General features: G+C 64.0%; 15 protein-coding genes and 2 tRNA genes. 8 read left to right on the top strand and 9 right to left on the bottom strand.

Annotation, left to right across the window (positions count from 1 at the left end; translation table 11 throughout):
- Positions 1 to 440: 440 nt before the first annotated feature.
- Positions 441 to 530 (bottom strand) — tRNA-Ser (locus tag AC1Y2B_RS04875).
- Between the two features lie 608 nt (positions 531 to 1138).
- Here AC1Y2B_RS04875 and AC1Y2B_RS04870 point away from each other — a divergent pair.
- From AC1Y2B_RS04870 to AC1Y2B_RS04840, 7 genes are read left to right on the top strand one after another with little or no spacing between them, the layout of a single operon-like run.
- On the top strand, positions 1139 to 1999 hold the full coding sequence (locus AC1Y2B_RS04870) for an SPOR domain-containing protein (RefSeq protein ID WP_482251939.1): 861 nt from the start codon (positions 1139 to 1141) through the stop codon (positions 1997 to 1999).
- 40 nt (positions 2000 to 2039) lie between these two features.
- Positions 2040 to 3191, top strand: coding sequence for a D-alanyl-D-alanine carboxypeptidase family protein (locus AC1Y2B_RS04865; protein WP_482251938.1), 1152 nt, complete (start codon positions 2040 to 2042; stop codon positions 3189 to 3191).
- A 7-nt stretch (positions 3192 to 3198) separates the two neighbouring features.
- Positions 3199 to 3822 carry a dTMP kinase gene (gene tmk, locus AC1Y2B_RS04860; RefSeq protein ID WP_482251937.1) on the top strand — a complete coding sequence of 208 codons (624 nt, stop codon included), beginning with the start codon at positions 3199 to 3201 and terminating at the stop codon, positions 3820 to 3822.
- A complete protein-coding gene (locus tag AC1Y2B_RS04855; RefSeq protein ID WP_482251936.1) occupies positions 3819 to 4940 on the top strand; it encodes a DNA polymerase III subunit delta' in 1122 nt (373 codons plus the stop codon). The genes tmk and AC1Y2B_RS04855 overlap by 4 nt, the downstream gene beginning before the upstream one ends.
- Before the next feature lies 1 nt (position 4941).
- Positions 4942 to 5751: a TatD family hydrolase gene (locus AC1Y2B_RS04850; protein WP_482251935.1), complete on the top strand. Its 810-nt coding sequence runs from the start codon at positions 4942 to 4944 to the stop codon at positions 5749 to 5751.
- A complete protein-coding gene (locus AC1Y2B_RS04845; protein ID WP_482251934.1) occupies positions 5751 to 6557 on the top strand; it encodes an MBL fold metallo-hydrolase in 807 nt (268 codons plus the stop codon). Before AC1Y2B_RS04850 ends, AC1Y2B_RS04845 begins: the two co-directional genes overlap by 1 nt.
- Positions 6558 to 6562: 5 nt before the next feature.
- Positions 6563 to 7498 carry an AEC family transporter gene (locus tag AC1Y2B_RS04840; protein WP_482251933.1) on the top strand — a complete coding sequence of 312 codons (936 nt, stop codon included), beginning with the start codon at positions 6563 to 6565 and terminating at the stop codon, positions 7496 to 7498.
- A 115-nt stretch (positions 7499 to 7613) separates the two neighbouring features.
- On the opposite strand, the gene speB is transcribed toward AC1Y2B_RS04840, so the two are convergent.
- From speB to AC1Y2B_RS04800, 8 genes are all read right to left on the bottom strand, one after another.
- Complete coding sequence (speB, locus tag AC1Y2B_RS04835) at positions 7614 to 8570, bottom strand: agmatinase (protein WP_482251932.1); 957 nt, start codon at positions 8568 to 8570, stop codon at positions 7614 to 7616.
- Positions 8571 to 8593: 23 nt separating this feature from the next.
- Positions 8594 to 9565 (bottom strand): ABC transporter permease, encoded by a 972-nt coding sequence (locus AC1Y2B_RS04830; RefSeq protein ID WP_482251931.1) that lies wholly within the window; start codon positions 9563 to 9565, stop codon positions 8594 to 8596.
- Positions 9566 to 9575: 10 nt separating this feature from the next.
- Positions 9576 to 10832: an ABC transporter permease gene (locus tag AC1Y2B_RS04825; RefSeq protein WP_482251930.1), complete on the bottom strand. Its 1257-nt coding sequence runs from the start codon at positions 10830 to 10832 to the stop codon at positions 9576 to 9578.
- 55 nt (positions 10833 to 10887) lie between these two features.
- A complete protein-coding gene (locus tag AC1Y2B_RS04820; protein ID WP_482251929.1) occupies positions 10888 to 11961 on the bottom strand; it encodes an ABC transporter substrate-binding protein in 1074 nt (357 codons plus the stop codon).
- A 66-nt stretch (positions 11962 to 12027) separates the two neighbouring features.
- The gene (locus AC1Y2B_RS04815) at positions 12028 to 13122 is read right to left on the bottom strand and encodes an ABC transporter ATP-binding protein (RefSeq protein WP_482251928.1); all 1095 of its coding nucleotides are present in this window, start codon (positions 13120 to 13122) and stop codon (positions 12028 to 12030) included.
- 212 nt (positions 13123 to 13334) lie between these two features.
- Complete coding sequence (locus AC1Y2B_RS04810) at positions 13335 to 17105, bottom strand: Hint domain-containing protein (protein ID WP_482251927.1); 3771 nt, start codon at positions 17103 to 17105, stop codon at positions 13335 to 13337.
- Between the two features lie 347 nt (positions 17106 to 17452).
- A tRNA-Leu gene (locus tag AC1Y2B_RS04805) sits at positions 17453 to 17539 on the bottom strand.
- A 102-nt stretch (positions 17540 to 17641) separates the two neighbouring features.
- Complete coding sequence (locus tag AC1Y2B_RS04800) at positions 17642 to 18877, bottom strand: peptidoglycan-binding domain-containing protein (RefSeq protein WP_482251926.1); 1236 nt, start codon at positions 18875 to 18877, stop codon at positions 17642 to 17644.
- An 81-nt stretch (positions 18878 to 18958) separates the two neighbouring features.
- Between AC1Y2B_RS04800 and lipB the strand changes: the two genes are divergently transcribed.
- Positions 18959 to 19684, top strand: a complete 726-nt coding sequence (gene lipB / locus AC1Y2B_RS04795) for a lipoyl(octanoyl) transferase LipB (RefSeq protein ID WP_482251925.1) — start codon at positions 18959 to 18961, stop codon at positions 19682 to 19684.
- Positions 19685 to 19690: the final 6 nt, after the last annotated feature.

The raw sequence follows: 19690 nt of genomic DNA, 5'->3' as shown, positions 1-19690 counted from the left end.
GCAAATTCATGCGCATGATCTGGACGGACCGGACCCCCCGTATACCTGAACCTGCCTCAGGTCGCAAAATTGGAATTATAAGCGCCACAAAGCCCGAGGCGGACGAGGGTCATATTTTATCATTACGGATCATATACTTGCGACGGCACTCCCGTGACACCGCCGGCGTTTTCATAAGTGGACGTCCCGAAGGCACGACAGGCCGCCGCGCCACGACAGCACACGGCTTTGGCACGACAGGCCACCCTCACCTCTCCAACGCCCCTGCCGGTCGCCAAGGTACAGGATTTCTGCAAGCTGCAGGCGTGGCATCACCCCATCAACCAAGGCCGCCTGGTACGCCGGCCCCAAGACCTGCGGCGAGACCTGCAGCTCATCCTTCAAAGCAGCGGGACCCAGACGTGATGCACCCTGCAGTGCCCAATGATTTCAAAGGGGGGTGGCGGAAGCGGTGGGATTCGAACCCACGGTGGGGTTCCCCCCACGCTAGTTTTCAAGACTAGAGCCTTAAACCACTCGGCCACACTTCCATACCGTCGCGGTCTGTGCGATCGGCGCGTTGCAGGACGGATCCCGGTGCGCCTCTCGCGGTTGATCCGCAAGGCCTTCTACCCACAATCTCATTTCTGCGTCCAGAGCGGCAGCACCGAAAGTTGCAAAATGCGCGGCAGAGCCACGGCGGTGCGGCATTCCCGCCGACTGTCCGACGGCGGGTGGGATGGCGATGGACGCACGATTCTGAAAGGGTGTGCCGGGCTCTTTTCCGCTTCCGGCTTTCACGCGGGCCAGAGCCACCCTTCCCTGCCGCACGGCTTGTCGCTATGATGCGCCCGAACCGGGTGTGTGAGCATGGGCCCGGATCGTGAAACCGGGATGACTTGTCCGGAACCACAGGCTTTTTTGCCTTGGAACCGGATGGGTCAACGGGGCGAATATAGGGCGAAAGACCCTGATCCGCCGCGATATTCTGGTTTGCACGAGATGTGGCAGGCAAGCGCGGCGACAGACTGCGCAAAGCATGGGGCTTGGAATGGCAGGAAATTTGTTAAAATCTTGGATTTTGGTTGGCGCCGCTTCCCTGGCGCTGACAGCTTGCGTGCCGGGCACCGGAACCGGGTCCGAAGGTACGGATGCCGCAGTGGCAAACACGACGGGCACCGACGCCGCGACGCCGGCCACCTCAGTTCGTCTGGTCGATCATGATGTCGAGGCGCCTGAAGTCTTTCAGGCCTCCGACAAGGGCCTGTGGGACGGCAGGCCCTCGTTGGGCGGCGTCTGGGTCGCCTCGCCGGATGCCAAGAACCCCGAACGGGTGATCATGCGCAATCCGGCCAATGGCAAGTTCGTGATCGGCGGGTTGTTCCAGCGCGATGCCTCGCTGCCGGGACCGAAGTTGCAACTGTCGTCGGATGCGGCGGATGCCCTGGGTCTGCTGGCCGGAGAGCCCGCGATGATCAGCGTCACCGCCCTGCGCCGGGATGAAGCCCCCGCCCCGGCTCCGGATGCCAGCAAGCCGTTGCTGGACGCCAATGAAGGCGTGGGCAGCCCGGGCCAGACTGCGGCAAGCCCCGCCGTCCCGGCAAAACCCACATCGGGCAAGACCGATGTCGCGGCAACTGACGCAGCTGCGCTGGATGGCGTGACGGCCACACCCCGCGCCGGCGGCAAAACCGTCACCAAGCCCGCTGCGCCGATGGCGCAGACGACCGCGCAAGCAACGGCCCCCGCCACGAAACCTGCCGCCAAACCCGCAGCCCAGACGGTCTTGCCGACGGTGTCGCAAGGCAGCGGAGCCTTGATCCAGATCGGGATCTTCTCAGTCGAGGCCAATGCCAAGCGGGCGTCCGATGTGCTGACCAAGGCCGGTGTGATCGCGACAACCACCAAGGAAACCAGCCACGGCAAAGACTTGTGGAGTGTCACCGCCCGGGGCGATGGCGCTTTGCTGGCCAAGATCAAATCGGCGGGCTTCAAGGACGCCTACGTCCTGAAACGCTGAATGGACCCTTCGGGGACCGCAATCAAAGGACTACCACCAAATGACCCTGCTGCGCCGTCTCGCCTGTCTCGTGGCTTTTGCGCTTCTATCCGCCCTTCCGGCGCAAGCCTTTGAAACGGCTGCGACCCATGCCTGGGTCTATGACATGACGACCAACACGGTCCTTCTGGACAAGAATGGCGATGTGGCGGTGCCGCCCGCCTCGATGTCCAAACTGATGACCGTGGAAATGCTGTTCGAGGCGCTGAAGGACGGCCGCGTCCAGATGGACACGACCTTCGGCGTCTCGGCCAAGGCCGTCAGCTTCACCGCGCAAGGCGGATCGACCATGTACTTGCAGCAGGGCGATCGTCCGACCGTTCAGGAACTGATCCAAGGCATGATCGTGAACTCTGGCAACGATGCCTGCACGGTGGTGGCCGAAGGGCTTGAAGGCTCGGAAGACGAATTTGCCCGCAAGATGACGGAGCGGGCCAAGACCCTTGGGCTGCAAAACTCTACCTTCGCCAACTCCTCGGGCTGGCCCGACCCCGGCCAACGGATGAGCATGAAGGACCTTGGCATGCTGTCGGTCCATATCATCCAGACCTATCCCGAACTTTACCCGGTCTTTGCCCAGACCGATTACAACTACAAGAACCGCTCGCCCGCCAATGCCAACAACCGCAACCCCTTGCTGAAGCTGGGAATCGGCGCGGATGGCCTCAAGACCGGCCACACCGAGGAGGCCGGCTACGGCATGGTCGGCTCGGTCAAGCAGGGTGACCGTCGGATCGTCTTTGCCTTCAACGGCCTGCCCACTGACAAGGACCGCGCCCAGGAAGCTGAACGCATCGCTGACTGGGCCTTTCGCCAGTTTGCCCTGAAAACCGTCGTCAAGGCCGGGGTCGAGGTGGCACAGGCCGATGTCTTCCTTGGCAATGCCGCCAAGGTTGGGCTGGTGCCGGACAAGGACCTGCGCCTGCTGATCCCGGCAGGGGCGCCCGATGATGTCTCGGCCGATGTGGTCTACTCCGGCCCGATCAAGGCGCCGATTGCCAAGGGTGCCAAGCTGGCCGACCTCGTGATCCATCTGCCCGACCTGCCCGACCAGCACGTTGACCTTCTGGCCGAAGCGGATGTTGGGGCGGCTGGCTTCATGGACCGCGTGATGGCCGCCGTGACCCAATTGCGCACGCGCTACGGCATCTGAGGCACCTTTGCAGAACACCGGGCGGTTCATTTCCTTCGAAGGTATCGACGGCTCCGGCAAATCCACGCAAGCCCGGCTGCTGGCCACTGCCTTGCGGAACGCCGGGCTTGAGGTCGTGCTGACCCGCGAGCCCGGCGGCAGCCCCGGGGCCGAGGAAATCCGCCGTCTGGTGCTGGAAGGCGATCCCGACCGCTGGTCCGCCGAAACGGAAATCCTGCTGTTCACCGCCGCCCGCCGCGACCATCTGGAAAAGACCATCCGCCCGGCCTTGGCCCGGGGTGCGGTCGTGATCACCGACCGTTTCGCAGACTCCACCCGGATGTATCAGGGCATCTCGCGCGGCGATCTGTCCGAAACGGTCGACAAGCTCCACGCCCTGATGATCGGCGTCGAACCCGGCCTGACCTTCCTGGTCGACCTGCCCGCCGAGGTGGGCCTGTCGCGCGCCCAGACCCGCGCCGGCAAGGAAATGCGCTTTGAAGACATGGGCCTGACCCTGCAGGCCAGGATGCGCGCCGGCTTTCTTGCCCTCGCCGCCCGCGAACCGCGCTTTCGCGTGATCGACGGCACCCGCGCCGAGGCCGAGATCGCCGCTGAAATCACCGCCCTCGCCCTCGCCCACCTCAGATGAGCGACATCCCCGAGCCCGACCGTCTGGAAGGTGCCCCGCATCCGCGGGAGACCAAACACCTTTTCGGCCACCAAGCCGCCGAAGAGACCTTCCTGTCGGCCTTCAACTCGTCGCGTCTGCACCACGCCTGGCTGATCTCCGGCCCGAAAGGTGTGGGCAAAGCCACCCTCGCCTGGCGTCTGGCCCGCTTCCTGCTGGCGACGCCCGAGGATGACGGCGGCTTCTTCAGCCCGCCCAAGCCCGCCACGCTGGATATCCCAGACAGCGATCCGGTCTCTCACCGCCTGCTGGCCCTGTCCGAACCGCGCCTGTTCCTGCTGCGCCGTCCCTATGACGACAAGGCCGAACGCCTGCGTGCCGACATCACGGTGGATGAAACCCGCACCCTGCGCAATTTCCTGTCCCTGTCCGCCGCCGACGGCGGCCGCCGGGTCGTGATCATCGACTCCGCCGACGACATGAACCGCTCCGCCGCCAATGGCATCCTGAAACTGCTGGAAGAGCCGCCGGCCAAGGTGACCTTCCTGATGATCAGCCACCAGCCCGCCGACCTTCTGCCCACCATCCGCTCCCGCTGCCGCGACCTGCGTCTGGCCCCGTTGAAACCGCAAGACCTGTCCGACGCGCTGACCCAGGCCGGTGCCGCCATCGACCCCGCCGACCGCGAGGGCCTAGCGCAACTGGCTGGCGGCTCGGTCGGCGAGGCTTTCCGCCTGTCGAACCTCGACGGCCTGAAGCTGTATGCCGCGCTGATCCGCCTGTTTTCCACCCTGCCGAAGATGGACCGCAACCTCGCCCGCCTGTTGGCCGACGCCGGGGCCAACCGCAAGACGCCGGAAGCCTTCGATCTGACCGTCACGCTCTTGGATGCCTTCCTCGTCCGCCTTGCACGCGCCGCAGCCACCCGCACCCTGCCGCCCGAAGCCGCCAAGGGCGAAGCGCAACTGATCGAGCGCCTTGCCGCTTCCGAAGGCGCTGCGCGCACCTGGGCTGACCTGGCGCAACATTTGGGCCTGCGGGCGCGCAAGGGCAAGGCCGTCAACCTTGACCCTTCCGCCCTTCTCATGGATATGGTCCTGAAGGTAGACGAGACAGCAGCGCTTGTCGCCCAGAGGTGACATGACCAACGCTCCATTCGAACTTGTCGACAGCCACTGCCACCTCGATTTCCCCGATTTCGAAGGCGAGCGCGATGCCATCATCGCCCGCGCCCGCGCGGCCGGTGTCACCCGCATGGTCACGATCTGCACCAAGCTGCACCAGGAACCCGTGGTCCGCGCCATCGCCGAAGCGCATGACGGCGTCTACTACGCCGCAGGCATCCACCCGATGAGCGCGGCCAAAGAGCCGCTGGTCACGGTCGACCAACTGGTGGCCTATGCCAAACACCCGAAATTCGTCGGCATCGGGGAAACCGGCCTTGATTACCACTACACCGCCGACAGCGCCGAGATTCAAAAGGTGTCGCTGCGCATCCACATCGAAGCCGCCCAAGCCACCCAACTCCCCCTCATCATCCACGCCCGTTCGGCGGATAACGACATGGAAGCCATCCTCATGGAAGGCATGAAGATCGCCCCCTATCCCTGCGTCATGCATTGCTTTTCCTCCGGCCCTCGCCTGGCGCAGGCAGCGCTGGAAATGGGATTCTACCTCTCGATGTCCGGCATCGCGACCTTCCCCAAAAGCCAAGAGGTCCGCGACATCTTCGCCAGTGCCCCCTTGAACCGCATCCTGGTTGAGACAGATAGCCCCTACCTCGCGCCGATCCCGCACCGCGGCAAACGGAACGAGCCCGCCTACACCGCCTTCACGGCAAAGACCGGTGCTGCGATCTTCGGCATCACCGAAGCCGAATTCGCCGCCGCGACCTGCGCCAACTTCGACCGTCTCTTCACCAAAGCGGCCCGTGCCGCGAAGGCTGCCTGATGTCCACCCTGCGCTTCACCATCCTCGGCTGCGGATCGTCGGGCGGCGTGCCGCGCCTCGGCGGCCATTGGGGGGACTGTGATCCCACCAATCCCAAGAACCGCCGCCGCCGCTGTTCGATGCTGGTCGAACGTGTGACCGGTGACAAGCACACCCGCGTCCTGATCGACACCACGCCGGACATGCGCGACCAGTTGCTTGATGCCGGCATTGGCGAACTGGACGGCGTGGTCTTCACCCATTCCCACGCCGACCATACCCATGGCATCGACGACCTGCGCCAGATCGTCTTCAACACCCGCCAGCGGCTGAAGGTCTGGGCCGACGGACCGACGGGTGACGCGCTGATGTCGCGCTTCTCCTACGCCTTCGTGCAGGCCGAGGAGTCGCCCTACCCCTCTATTCTTGACCTGCACGCCATCGGTCATGGCCCATTTTCGGTCGACGGTCCCGCAGGCCCGATCACCTTTACCCCCTTCACCGCCGACCACGGCGCGATGGAGGCTTTGGGCTTTCGCATCGGCCCCCTCGCCTACTTGCCCGACGCCGTGGCGATCCCCGAGGCGTCCTGGGCTCTGCTGCAGGGACTGGGCTGCTGGGTGGTGGACGCGCTGCGCCGCAAGCCACACCCGACCCATGCGCACCTCGACATGACGCTGGATTGGCTGAACCGCGCCCGCCCGCAACACGGCGTCCTGACCAACATGCATATCGAGATGGACTACGCCACCCTCTGCGCAGAACTGCCCAAGGGGATCGAGCCTGCCTATGATGGCATGGTGATCAGCTTCGACAATCAGGGCTAAGCGGCATGGGCCTGCTGCTTGACGTCATCCTGCCGGTGTTCTTCGTGATCGGTGCCGGCTATGGCATGGCGAAATGGGGCAATTTCGGCCCCGCCGCCGTGGATGCCCTGATGTGGTTCAGCCAAGGCATCGCGGTGCCGTGCCTGCTGTTCCGGCAGATTGCCCTGCTGGACCTGAAGACCAGCTTCAACCCCGGCCTGATCACCAGCTTTTACACCGGGGCTTTCCTGTGCTTCGCCGCAGGCTTCTTCGGCGCCTGGAAGCTGTTCAAGCGCCCACTTGAGGAGGCGGTGACGACCGGCTTTGCCTGCATGTTCTCCAACTCCCTGCTGCTGGGCCTGTCGATCACCGAGCGGGCCTACGGCACGGCGGCGCTGTCGGGCAACTACGCCATCATCGCCATGCATTCGCCGATGTTTTACGCCTTCGGCATCACGCTGATGGAACTGGTGCGCAGCCATGGTCAAGGCCTGTCGGCCAAGGTGCTGACGCTGCAAGTGGTAAAGGCGATCTTCTCGCAATCCCTCGTGCTGGCAATTTCGGCGGGTTTTGTCCTCAACCTCTCGGGCCTGCATATGCCGGCAGCGCTGGACGCGGCCACCGACATGCTGGGCAAAGCCGGCCTTCCCACGGCACTGTTCGGGCTGGGTGGCGTCCTCTACCGCTACAAACCCGAGGGAGAGGTCGGCGTGATCGCGCTGATCGTCGGCGTCTCCTTGGGCCTCCACCCTGTGGTGACCTACGGGCTCGGGCAGCTGTTCCAGCTTGACGTGGCGTCCTTGCGCTCGGCCACCGTCACCGCCGCCATGCCACCGGGCGCCAACGCCTATCTCTTCGCCCATCTCTACGCCACCGGGCGCCGCGCCAACGCCTCCGCCGTGCTGATCGCCACCGGGCTTTCCATCTTCACCGCCTGGATCTGGCTGCAAATCCTGCCCTGAGCCCCCCCGGCCCCCCTATTTCATCTGTTCCTAAATATCCCACGGGGGTGCGGGGGTGTGAAACCCCCGCCTCTTTGGCACGGGTGCGGGCCTGTGAAATCCGCGCTTCGCAGGCTCAACGCGCGCCGCGTTTGTGGAAGATGAACCCCAGGAAGTTCAGCAGCACCTGCGCCGCCAGGATCGACGTCGACTGGCTGTGGTCATAATCGGGTGCCACTTCCACCAGATCGATCCCCACGACGTCAAAGTCCCGCGCCACCGCTTGCAGCAGTTCCAGCACTTCATAGTACAGGAAGCCGCCGTGGCTCGGCGTCCCGGTTCCCGGCGCAATCGAGGGGCAGAAGCCGTCGATGTCCAGCGTCACATAAACCCGCGCCCCTTGCGGAATCCGCGCGGCCACCGCCTCGGGACCCAGCGCCCTGAACTGACGGACCGACAGGATGTCAGATCCCATCGCCCGCGCCGCCTCGTAGCCATCGCGCGCGGTGGACGACACGTTGCGGATGCCGACCTGCGTCAGGCCCGTCACATAGTCCTTCTCCGCCGCCCGCCGCATGGGCGACCCATGGCCGACCTTCACGCCATGCCGCTCATCCACGAAATCCAGATGCGCGTCGATTTGCAGGACGTGGATCGGACCCTGTCCCGCAAAGGCCTCGATGCAGGGGATATTCACCGAATGGTCACCGCCGATCACCACCGGCAGCGCGCCCGCCTTCAGGATCGCTTCTACCCCGGTGCGGATATTGGCGTGGCTTTTGCTGGTGTCGGTGTGAACGATATCGGCATCGCCAATATCCACGATCCGCACCGATTGCGGCAGATAGGTGCAGTCGTCCTCGTGGTCATAGGCGCCGGCATGCCCGAAGCTGAACAGGGTCGAGGCCTCGCGCACGGACCTTGGGCCGAACCGGGCGCCGGCGCGGAACTGCGTGCCAAAGTCGAAGGGCGCGCCCATCACCGCCACATCGGCGTCAATCGCGGACCAGTCGGCCACATAGGGCCGCTTGCCGAAAGTCGCAATCCCCACGAAGGGCAGGTTCAGCCGCCCGGAATCATACGCGTTTGCCATGGTGTCCTTGCTTGCCTTGGGGATTATTGCGGGGTCATCCCGCGCAACCGCTCGCTCCGCCGCCGCAGCACCTCGACCGAGGTCAAAAGGGCGATGGAGATGATCACGAGGATCGTTGCGACAGACAGGATGGCCGGCGAAATCGCCTCGCGGATGCCGTTCCACATCTGGCGCGGGATGGTCTGCTGATCGGGGCCGGCAATGAACAGCACCGCCACCACCTCGTCAAACGAGGTGACAAAGGCGAACAGCCCGCCCGAGATGATGCCCGGCAGGATCAGCGGCATGATCACCTTGAAGAACGTGGTGCGCGGGCTGGCCCCAAGGCTGGCCGAGGCACGGATCAGCGATTGGTCAAAACCTGACAGCGTCGCCGTGACAGTGATGATCACGAAGGGGATGCCCAGTGTGGCGTGGGCCAGAATGATCCCCAGATGGGTGTTCGCCAGACAGCCCTTCGCCGACAGGACCGGCGCCACCAGCGCGCCAAGCGCCGAATGCGGGTCCACGCAGGTCGAGGAATAGGCGAAGAACAGCCCCGTGGCGATGATGATGATCGGCACGATCATCGGCGAGATCAGGATCGCCATGATCAGCCGGCGATAGGGCATTTCCGGCCGTGACAGGCCCAAGGCCGCCGTGGTGCCCAGAATGGTCGCCAGAAGCGTGGCCCAGATCCCGATCCAGACCGAGTTCTTGGCGGCCTTCACCCAGGTCGCCTGCTCCCAGACCTGCTGCCACCAGGCCCAGTCGCGCGGGCCATCTGGGCTTTGCAGGCCTTGCGTCAGAAGCAGATCATACCAGCGCAGCGAATAGCCCGTCGGATCGAAGCTGAGCATCTTGGCCGTAAACGTAAAATAGGGCTCCACGTTGAAAGACAGCGGGATCACGATCAGGATCGGTGCCACAAGGAAGACGAAGACCGCGATGCAGATGGCCCGGAAGCTGTAATACCACACGCGTTCCAGCGGGCTGGCGTAGACGGGAAGTGCCATTTTGGTCTCCTCAGCCCAATTTCAGACGATCGATGCCGATCAGCTGGTCATACAGCCAGTACAGGATCAGCACGGCCGCCAGCAGGATGGCGGCCAAGGCGGCGGCCATCGACCAATTGGCCTTGTTCATGTGGAAGGAAATCAGGTTTGAGATCAGCTGCCCATCCGCCCCCCCGACCAGCGCGGGGGTGATGTAATACCCCACAGCCAGAATGAACACCAACAGCGAGCCTGCGGCGATGCCGGGCAATGTCTGCGGCAGATAGATGCGGCGGAAGGTCGTCCAGCTGGTTGCCCCCAAGGACCGGGCGGCGCGGGCATAGCTCGGCGGGATCACCCGCATCACGGAATAGAGCGGCAGCACCATGAACGGCAGCAGGATATGCGTCATCACGATGATCGTGCCGGTCTGGTTGTAGATCATCTCCAGCCGGTGGCCGTCGTCTTCCAGATGCAGTGCAACAAGGATGTCGTTGATCACCCCATGCTCTTGCAGAATGGCGATCCACGCGCTGGTCCGCACCAGAAGCGAGGTCCAGAACGGCAGCAGCACAAGGATCATCAGCAAGTTGGATTTGGCCATCGGCAGGACCGCCATCCAATGGGCGATCGGGAATGCCAACAGCAGGCACAGCACCGTGATCACGGCCGACAGCACGAAGGTCTTGATGAACAGATAGACATAGATGCGCTGGTCGGGGGCAACCGGCTCGGTCCCGCCATAGGCGGAATGCTTGCGGTCGGTCGAGGCCATGTAAAAGTCGGTGGTATAGGCCGAGGCGGCATTGCGCATCGCCACCCACAGCACCGGGTCGCCCCACATCGGATTGGCGGCCAGCATCGCGTCTTTCAGCGGCGGCACCATCTTGGACGCATCGCGGGCGGTCGATTTGAAAACCGAAATCATGCCGGGATAGACATAGTTGATCCGGGTACCGGCCTGACCCGCGGTTTTGTCGGTCTGCATCTGGATCAGGTCCGTCACCAGTGCGGCATAGGCGCTTTCATCAATCTCGGCGCCCTGCGGATGGCTGGCGAACCACGCCGCCACCGTGGGCGCATTGGACGAAAAGCCGTCATTGTAAACCGAACGATGCAGCATCTGCAGGATCGGGAAGACAAAGCTCAACACCACGAAAGCCAGAAGCGGCAGCACCAGAAAGAAGGCACGCCGTTTTGCCTTGCCTTGGGCCTTGGCCAGCGCCGCCTTCAGCGGGCGCCCGTCAGCCGTTTGCAGCAAGGGAGCGGTTGAGGTTGCGTCGGCCATCGGTCACCTGTCGGGAAGGGCGGGCGCGAGGTCTCCCCGCGCCCGCTGGTCAGTCTCAGTTGGCAGCAAGCCAGGCGTTGAAGCGGTCGTTCAGTTCCGCGTCATGGTCCACCCAGAACTGGAAGTCCGAGCCGAGCGCGGTCTTCATGTTGTCGGGGTTGGTGGGCACATTCGGGCCCATTTCGGTCTTGCCATCCGTGTAGATGATCGGGTCCTTCATCGAGGACTTGCGGGCCGGGCCGTAGGAAATGTGCTGGGCCTGCTGACGCTCGCCCTGGGTCGAGGTCGCGTACTGGATGAACTGCAGGGCCTGATCCTTGTTCGGCGCGCCTTTCGGGATCACGTACATTTCGTTTTCATAGACCTGGCTGTCCCAGACGATCTTGAAGGGCTTGCCCTCGGCGACAGCGGCGTTGAAAATCCGGCCGTTGTAGGAGGTGGTCATGGCGACTTCGCCGTCAGCCAGCAGTTGCGGGGCCTGCGAACCGGCTTCCCACCAGACAACGTCCTTCTTGATGGTATCGAGCTTCTTGAACGCGCGGTCGACGCCTTCCGGGGTCGACAGGGTCTTGTAGACGTCAGCCGGGGCCACGCCGTCGCCCATCAGAGCGAATTCCAGAACGGCCTTGGCGCCCTTGTGCAGGCCGCGCTTGCCGGGGAACTTGGTCAGGTCGAAGAAGTCGGCCGCGGTTTTCGGGCCGTCACCAGTGATCTTGCTGGTGTCATAGGCAAACGCGGTTGCCCAAACGTCGGTCGAGACGCCGCAATCGGTCACAGCGCCGGCGATGAAGTCATCCTTGGCCGCCGTGCCATCGTCGCCAGCCGGCAGCGAGGCCGGGTCGATCTTTTCCAGATCGCCTTCGTCGCACAGACGGATCGCGTCGGCATATTCCACCGAAGCCACGTCGACGGTGACGTTGCCAGCTTCGACCTGCGCCTTGATCGGCGTTGCGGGGTTGTCGCTGTCAACCATCACGGCGCCGATGCCGGTCTTGGCGGTGAAGGGCTTCAGGTGGCCTTCGGTCTGGGCCGCGCCATAGGCACCACCCCAGGACATCACCGTGATGTCGGCCTGTGCCGCGAAGGCAAAGCCGGTCAGGGCGGTCGTCAGGATCAGGAACTTCTTCATGCAACTCTCCTTGTTGAACGTCGTTTCATTGTTGGCCTTGGGGCATGGCGCCCGTTCAGCGTCGTCTCAAGGGTCGAGCGCCCGGGCATCCTGCGGATGCCAGCCGACCTTGATCTTTTCGCCCGGCACAAGAACGCGCTGTCCTTGGGCATTGCGGCTTTTGATGACGAAATCCTCTGACCCGGCCACGCGCAGCCGCGTGCGGTAAAGATCGCCCATATAGATGAACTCCAGCACCTCGGCCTCGATGGCATGGGCGCCGGGGGCGAGGTTTTCCACCTCCACCCGCTCCGGCCGGATCGAGACCACGGTCTTGGCGCCCTTGGTGGTGACATTCACCGGGGTCGCGTCAATCAACTCGCCAGTTTCCAGACGAACAAGGCAGCGGCCATTGCCGATATCCTCGATCGTGCCGGGCAGGCGGTTGTTCTCGCCGATGAACTGGGCGACGAAGCTGTTTTCGGGGCGTTCGTACAGGTCTTGGGGCGTCGCCAGCTGCTGGATGCGGCCGTCGTTGAACACAGCCACCCGGTCCGACATGGTCAGCGCCTCGCCCTGATCATGGGTGACGTAAACCACCGTGATGCCAAGACTTTCGTGCAGGTGCTTGATTTCAAACTGCATATGCTCGCGCAGCTGCTTGTCCAGCGCGCCCAAGGGTTCGTCCATCAACACAAGTTTCGGGTCAAACACCAGCGCCCGCGCCAAGGCGATGCGTTGCTGCTGGCCGCCCGAAAGCTGCGCCGGACGGCGGTTGATGAAGGCGCCCATCTGCACCATGTCGAGCGCCCGCTTGACCTTCACCTCGCGCGCGTCCTTGGCCATGCCGCGCACTTCCAGCGGGAAGGACAGGTTTTCCCCCACCGTCATGTGCGGGAAAAGGGCGTAGTTCTGGAAGACCATGCCGATGCCGCGCTTGTGCGGCGGCACCTGATTGATCGGCGTGCCGTCCAGCGTGATTTCGCCATGCGTGGCAGTCTCGAACCCGGCCAGCATCATAAGACAGGTTGTCTTGCCAGAACCCGACGGCCCCAGCATCGTCAAAAACTCGCCCTTGCCGATCGACAGATTCAAATCCTTCACGACCAGCGAAACGCCGTCGTAACTTTTCTGAACATGGTCAAAAGCGACAAAAGCATCGTTGGCGCCAAGTGCTGTCACGCCGTTCTCCCCGTCTGTCACAGCCGTTTTCCGGCCTTGTTGCTCAAGAGTTAAGCCATTGCTGAAGCTGATTGCAATTGGCTTCTTTGACGACAAGGCTACCCATGGAGATGCGGCGGCTATCGGGCTTTTTGCGCCGGATTTGCCCTCAAGAACGGCAAGGCGGCTAGAATTGCGGCAGTTTGCAAGACCGGGCGGCAGACCGGCCGGGTTCAGCCGCTCAACAGTGGGCGAATCTGCCGCGCCTGAAGGCTCAACGCCAGCCGGGCCGCCCGGCCCGACAGCAGCGGCAGGCAGCGTGGACCGTAAAAGGCCTCAAGCCTCGCCATCTCGATTCGATCCGCGCCGGCGATCCGGCGGGCAACGCAGACGCGGTCTTGCCAGTCCAGTGTCCGCAGCGCCTCCCGCCCCGGATAAAGGCTTTCGCTCCATCCACCCGCGGCCTGAACAAGGGCATGTCGCGGCAACAGCAGGTGATGGTAGGTCACGGCCCGCAGCCCGCGCGCCACGTGCGCCCCCTGCCCCCACAGCGCCAGATGCCGCGCCCGGATCAATGCGTCCCCCACCTTGATCCCATGTTGAGGCGAGACGACCAGATCCTCGGTCAGCCCGTAGTGCCCGGCCCGCAGCCGCACGGGCCGCAGATCGGGCCGGTCCGCCAACGCCGCCGCATCCAGCCGCCGCATGCCGCGCCACAGGATCCGCGCCTCCCCGGCCTGTGTCATCACCACGTCACCGCAGGCCAGTCCCTCCACCGCGCGCGGCCCCTGCGGTGTGGCAATCCGCGTGCCTTGGGAAAAGCAGACCACCCCCATCTGATGCAGCATCCCAGGCTGGCACACCTCATGCGGGCTCACGCCCACCAGCACCACGCTTTCGCCGCCCGGAAACTGCAACAGGGCATTGCCATGGCCATCATCCGACACCGCAATGTCGAAGCTTTTGAGGGGCGAGCCGTCCGGGTTGCTCAGGCCCGAGACGTCCAGTTGGTCGGTCGTCTGCCCCTCCTTCACCGTCATCTCGAAATCTGCGATGCGATCGGCACCGTCACCCGCCGACAGTTCGAACAGGTCGTGGCCGGTTCCGCCGGTCAGCGTGTCAGCGCCGCTGCCCCCCAGCAGCGTGTCATCGCCAGCGCCGCCATCAAGGGCATCGTTGCCTTCAGCCCCCAGCAGGAGGTCATTGCCGGCCTCGCCAAAAAGCGTATCGTCCCCGGTCCCGCCAAGGGCCACGTCGTCGCCGCTGCCCGCATAGATCAGGTCATTGCCGGCATCGCCTTCCACCCAATCCTGATCGTCGCCACCTGAGATGACATCGTTGCCATCGCCCGCCACCAGCAGGTCTTGCCCGGCGTCACCGCTCAGCTTGTCATCGCCGGCATCGCCATACAAAGAGTCGCTGCCCGAACCGCCCGCTTCCGAATCCTGACCGGCGCCGCCATAGATCAGGTCGTTTTCCGTGCCGCCATCCATGGCGTCATTGCCATCACCCCCATAAAGCGTGTCGGCCCCGGCGTCGCCGGACAGGCTGTCATCCCCCGCCTCGCCCTGCAGCAGGTCATTGCCGTCGCCGCCCGACATCAGGTCATTGCCGTCGCCGCCCCATTCGGCATCATTGCCCGCACCGCCAAAGATCTGGTCATTGCCGACATCGGCCAACAGGCTGTCGTTTCCGGCATCGCCGATCATCGTGTCATTGCCGGCGTCGCCCAAAATCAGGTCGTTGCCATCGCCACCATAGGCCAGATCATTGCCCAAGCCACCGTAGAGCGTGTCGTCGCCGGACCCGCCATAGGCCAGATCATTGCCATCGCCAGCATAGATCACATCATTGCCGGTCGGGTCGGTCAGGATCCCAAGGCTGCCGCCGCCATAAAGCACGTCATTGCCCGCCCCGCCGTAAAGCTGGTCGTTGCCAAGGCCGCCGTCGAGGCTGTCATTGCCGGCACCGCCGTACAGGATGTCCTGGCCAAGGCCGCCCGTCAGACTGTCATCGCCATCGCCGCCATCGACGATGTCGTTGCCAGTGCCGCCGTCCATGCTGTCATTGCCGCTCTCTCCGGACAGGACATCGTCGCCGTCGCCGCCCAGCACCGTGTCAGCACCGTCGCCGGTCCAGACCGTGTCGTTGCCCGCCCCGGCATCGACCAGATTGACCCCGGCATCCTGCGCGCCGTTGGTGTCGTCGATGAGGTCGTTGCCATCGCCCCCATAGACCGTGTCATTGCCCGCCCCAAAATACAGCGTATCATTGCCGGCATCGCCATAGAGCTGGTCATCGCCCGCGCCGCCCACAACATAGTCGCCATCCGCCCCGCCGTAGAAAAGGTCGTTGCCGCCGCCGCCGAACATCTGATCGGCCCCAGCCCCGCCATAAAGCATGTTGTTGCCGGTATCGCCGGTCAACGTATCGGCATAACCCGAGCCGGTCAGATTCTCGATCCCGGTCAGCGTGTCGCCCAGCGCATCGCCGCCGGTGTTGGCGGACCCGTTGACGGTGACATTGACCCCCGCCGCCGAGGCGGAATAGTCCGCCGTATCTGTCCCCGCGCCACCGTCCAGACTGTCAGCCCCGGCCCCGCCGGTCAGCGTATCCGCGTCAGCGCCGCCGTACAGGCTGTCATTGCCCGCAGCCCCCGACAGCGCATCATTGCCCGTCCCACCGGACAGCACATTGGCCCCGCCGTCGCCGCCCAGCGTATCGGCATAACCCGAGCCGGTCAGATTCTCGATCCCGGTCAGCGTGTCGCCCTGCGCATCGCCGCCGGTGTTGGCGGACCCGTTGACCGTGACATTGACCCCCGCCCCCGAGGCGGAATAGTCCGCCGTGTCTGTCCCCGCGCCACCGTCCAGACTGTCAGCCCCGGCCCCGCCGGTCAGCGTATCCGCGTCAGCGCCGCCGTACAGGCTGTCATCATCCGCGCCGCCAAAAAGCTGATCGCTGCCGGTGCCGCCATAGACCGCGTCCCTGCCCGCATCGCCAGACAGCGTGTCGTTGCCATCATCGCCGCTGACATAGTCATTGCCGTCGCCGCCATAGCCGAGGTCATTGCCCAGACCGCCATAGATCGTGTCATCCCCGGCATCGCCGTTCAGCGTATCGTTGCCATCGTCACCGCTGAGGTAGTCGTTGCCATCGCCGCCGAAAACCTGGTCATTGCCCGTGCCGCCATAGATCTGGTCATTGCCCTTGTCGCCGTTCAGCGTGTCGTCGCCCGCCTCGCCCAGCAGGGACTCGTTGCCATCGCCGCCATAGGCCAGATCGTTGCCGTCGCCGCCAAAGACCGTGTCATTGCCCTTGTCGGAATAGATGCTGTCATTGCCCGCCCCCGCCCGAATGACATCGTCATCGCCCACGCCACCCGGCCCGGCGTCGCCATTGTCCACCTTGTCGGTGCCACCGGTCAGCGCCTCGACGAAATTGTTGTTGATCAAGTCGCCGTTGGCGGTGCCGTCGATATAGCCGTCGTCAAAGCCGGTGACATAGCGGCTGCTGGACAGACCCAGATAGGCATTCCCACCACTCATCCCGGTCAGGGTCACAGACTGGATCGGCCTCGCCTCATAGGCCGCGGTGTCGTTGTCATTGGTCGTCTCGGGTGCCAAGAACAGCTTGCCCGTCGTATCTTGCACCACCACCGCCGTGACCGAGGCCGTGGTGCCGTCGGTATAGGTCACCGTCGCCTCGTAGATCGAGGTGCCGTCGAACGTATAGGTTGCCTTGCCGGTGCCGGTGTCGGTGGTGAACTGATCGTTGGATCCGACTTCGGTCTTTGACCCGGTGTTGTCCATATCCAGCGTGCCCGCCAGACCGCCATTGTCGATCAGCGTGGTTGCGGTGATATGGTGCATCAGCGGATCGTCCTTCGATCCGTAACTGGTGCCCACCAGCTTGCCGGCATCCTCTGCCGTCTGATTGCCTTCGGTCGGGTCGATCTGGGTCGAGGAGGTGCCGAGATAGATCCAGTTGAACGTCGGGCTCAATCCGCCCGCGTTTCCGGAACTTCCGGAACTTCCAGAGCTTGACGCCATGCCTCAGCCCCCCGTCACGCGGGCAGCAATGCGCCAAACAGGCGGTCGGCGCGGTCCTGCCCCAACCGGCGCCCTCGTCGCGCCCCCTGCCCCTCGCATCGCCATGATATCCGCCCCCGGGCCGGGACCAACGCACCCAGCCCAAGCACAGTGCGACACAGCGCCTAAGGTTAGGTTAAAGCAGCAATTTTAAGGAATTGACCTGACAATGCCGCAAAGCGGCCCGTCTTCCAAACATACGGATCTCGCCACTCTGGCTCGACCGCTTTTTGGTGGTGGGGAGGGTAACCTGGCCGGATTGGTGCGGATGAAAAGACTCGAACTTTCACTCCGGTTAAGGAACAGCGACCTCAACGCTGCGCGTCTACCAATTCCGCCACATCCGCATCGATCCGGCTCAGGTGCGGGGTTCTTAGCGGGTGAAGGCGCGGAAGAAAAGAGGGAATCTGCGCGCCCACCGCATCAATCCGCGCCGCCGAAGCTCCCGCTCAGGGATTGGCCGAAAAGTTCGGCAAAGCCACCGCCACGGGCTTGGGCGCGGTCTGCGGCGCCGTACCGCCCCCGATCAGAAAAGTGGCCTTCTGCAAGACCTTGGCCCGATCCGGGTTCGCAGGTACCACCCCCGCCTCACCGGCCAAGATCGCCTTCAGGGCCGTGTCATACCAGGCCAGGGCCAGATCGCGGCGCTGGCTGGTGCCAAAGCCCAGCGTCAGATGGTGGCCCAGAAACTCGGCATAGGCATTCTGGCCCAGCGCGGTCAGGATCAAGGCAGAGCCCACGGCGACATCCATGTTGTCGGTGGTATAGCCGACGCCGAGACAGATCTTCGCCGTTGCGGCCAGTTGCGCCGGAGCCATGCCGCTGCTCATGGCAAAGCCCTGCACGCCCGATAGCACCTCTGCCTCGGGCTTCAGCGAGACCGCCGCGACATAATCTTTCAACAGCGGCCCGAAGCCCGCGCACTGGTCCTGAATTTGCTGCGGCGTGAAGCCGGTGATCTTGGCCTGCAAATCCTCGGACTCCGACATGGCATAGGTCCGCGCCAGACAGAATTGTTCCGACAGTGCGAATTCCGGGTCGGACATTGTCGCGTCAGTGACAAAACCGCCATTCGCGTTGGTCTGCAGACTGATCTTGTTGCAGTGAGAGGCCAGCGAGACCAGCGCCGACCCCGACCCCACGAAATTCGGCAGGGCCATTGGCGCAGGCTGGGTCGTGGGTTGCACGGCCGGGGCCGGTTGGACGGCGGGCGCCGCCGGGGCCTGAATCCCGGCCATTTGATCGCGCTGCTGCATCAACAGCGCGCGCGAACCGAGGGGATCGGTCAGGATCAACTGTGACACCGCAGGCCCGCCCGCCATGCCGCGGTTATAGGCCCCCACCAGGATGCCATGTTCGAACTCGTTCAAAGTGCCGGTGACAGGGTCACCGAGAAAGGCCTGATAGGCGTCAATCGCCTGCCGCGTGCGGCCCCCGAAAACCCCGTCAGGCGGACCGACATTATAGCCAAAATAGTTCAACGAGGTTTGCACCTCCAGATTGGATTGCCGTTCCGCCTCGGTCATGGCGTAGACCCGATGCGAATGCCGGCTGGCGTCATTGACGATCGCGGCCCCGATCATGCCCGCGATAAAGCCACCCACAATATCGCCGCCATTGGCATAAACCGGCGCTGGCAAGGCCATCATGGCAATACAAACTGCGCCCACGGCTCTGAAACGCATTTCAATTCTCCACCAAAATCCCTATGACGTCACTCTACCAGAACTTTGGACTGTCCAAAGTGAATACTGAATAAATCCGTCATGCAAAACGACGCAGCTTTCCCGGCCTTGTCCCTGCCGGACATCACCACCCTGCCCGGCCTCGCCCCCTATGCCGAGACCCTTACCGCGATGGAGGCCCGCGTCGCCGCCATCTCGGCCGGCACCGCGCCCGAAGCGATCTGGCTTCTGGAACACCCGCCGCTTTACACCGCCGGCACCTCGGCCCAGGCCAAGGATCTGACCGATCCAACCCGCTTCCCGGTCTTCGACGCCGGGCGCGGCGGCCAGTACACCTATCACGGCCCCGGCCAGCGCGTGGCCTATGTGATGCTGGACCTCAACCGGCGCGGCCGCGATGTGCGCCAGTTCGTCTGTCATCTGGAAAACTGGGTGATCGGCACGCTGGCCAGCTTCAACGTCAAGGGCGAGCGCCGGTCCGGTCGTGTCGGTGTCTGGGTCACCCGCCCCGACAAGCCCGCCAATCCCGACGGTTCGATGCGCGAGGACAAGATCGCCGCCATCGGTGTCAAACTGCGCCGCTGGGTGTCGTTTCACGGCATCTCGATCAATGTGGAACCCGACCTCAGCCACTTCTCCGGCATCGTGCCCTGTGGCATCCGTGACCACGGCGTGACCTCGCTGGTCGACCTTGGCCTGCCAGTGACCCTGGCCGACCTTGACGTCGCCCTGATCGCCGAATTTCCAAATCATTTTCAAACGCTTGGCGCATTCTCCCCCCACCAGGCGGCCGCCTGCCAGACCTGACCTGCC

Source organism: Stagnihabitans sp. (assembly GCF_964946895.1).
The sequence above is the reverse complement of the archived record's forward strand: the minus strand, read 5'-3'. Positions and strand labels throughout refer to the sequence as shown.

What these genes read in the sequence shown, in the direction of transcription:
- AC1Y2B_RS04825 (WP_482251930.1), bottom strand. Translation starts at nt 10,832, where the DNA reads ATGGCCGACGCAACCTCAACCGCTCCCTTGCTGCAAACGGCTGACGGG.
- AC1Y2B_RS04850 (WP_482251935.1), top strand. Translation starts at nt 4,942, where the DNA reads ATGACCAACGCTCCATTCGAACTTGTCGACAGCCACTGCCACCTCGAT.
- AC1Y2B_RS04800 (WP_482251926.1), bottom strand. Translation starts at nt 18,877, where the DNA reads ATGCGTTTCAGAGCCGTGGGCGCAGTTTGTATTGCCATGATGGCCTTG.
- speB (WP_482251932.1), bottom strand. Translation starts at nt 8,570, where the DNA reads ATGGCAAACGCGTATGATTCCGGGCGGCTGAACCTGCCCTTCGTGGGG.
- AC1Y2B_RS04830 (WP_482251931.1), bottom strand. Translation starts at nt 9,565, where the DNA reads ATGGCACTTCCCGTCTACGCCAGCCCGCTGGAACGCGTGTGGTATTAC.
- AC1Y2B_RS04845 (WP_482251934.1), top strand. Translation starts at nt 5,751, where the DNA reads ATGTCCACCCTGCGCTTCACCATCCTCGGCTGCGGATCGTCGGGCGGC.
- AC1Y2B_RS04840 (WP_482251933.1), top strand. Translation starts at nt 6,563, where the DNA reads ATGGGCCTGCTGCTTGACGTCATCCTGCCGGTGTTCTTCGTGATCGGT.
- AC1Y2B_RS04855 (WP_482251936.1), top strand. Translation starts at nt 3,819, where the DNA reads ATGAGCGACATCCCCGAGCCCGACCGTCTGGAAGGTGCCCCGCATCCG.
- AC1Y2B_RS04820 (WP_482251929.1), bottom strand. Translation starts at nt 11,961, where the DNA reads ATGAAGAAGTTCCTGATCCTGACGACCGCCCTGACCGGCTTTGCCTTC.
- AC1Y2B_RS04865 (WP_482251938.1), top strand. Translation starts at nt 2,040, where the DNA reads ATGACCCTGCTGCGCCGTCTCGCCTGTCTCGTGGCTTTTGCGCTTCTA.
- lipB (WP_482251925.1), top strand. Translation starts at nt 18,959, where the DNA reads ATGCAAAACGACGCAGCTTTCCCGGCCTTGTCCCTGCCGGACATCACC.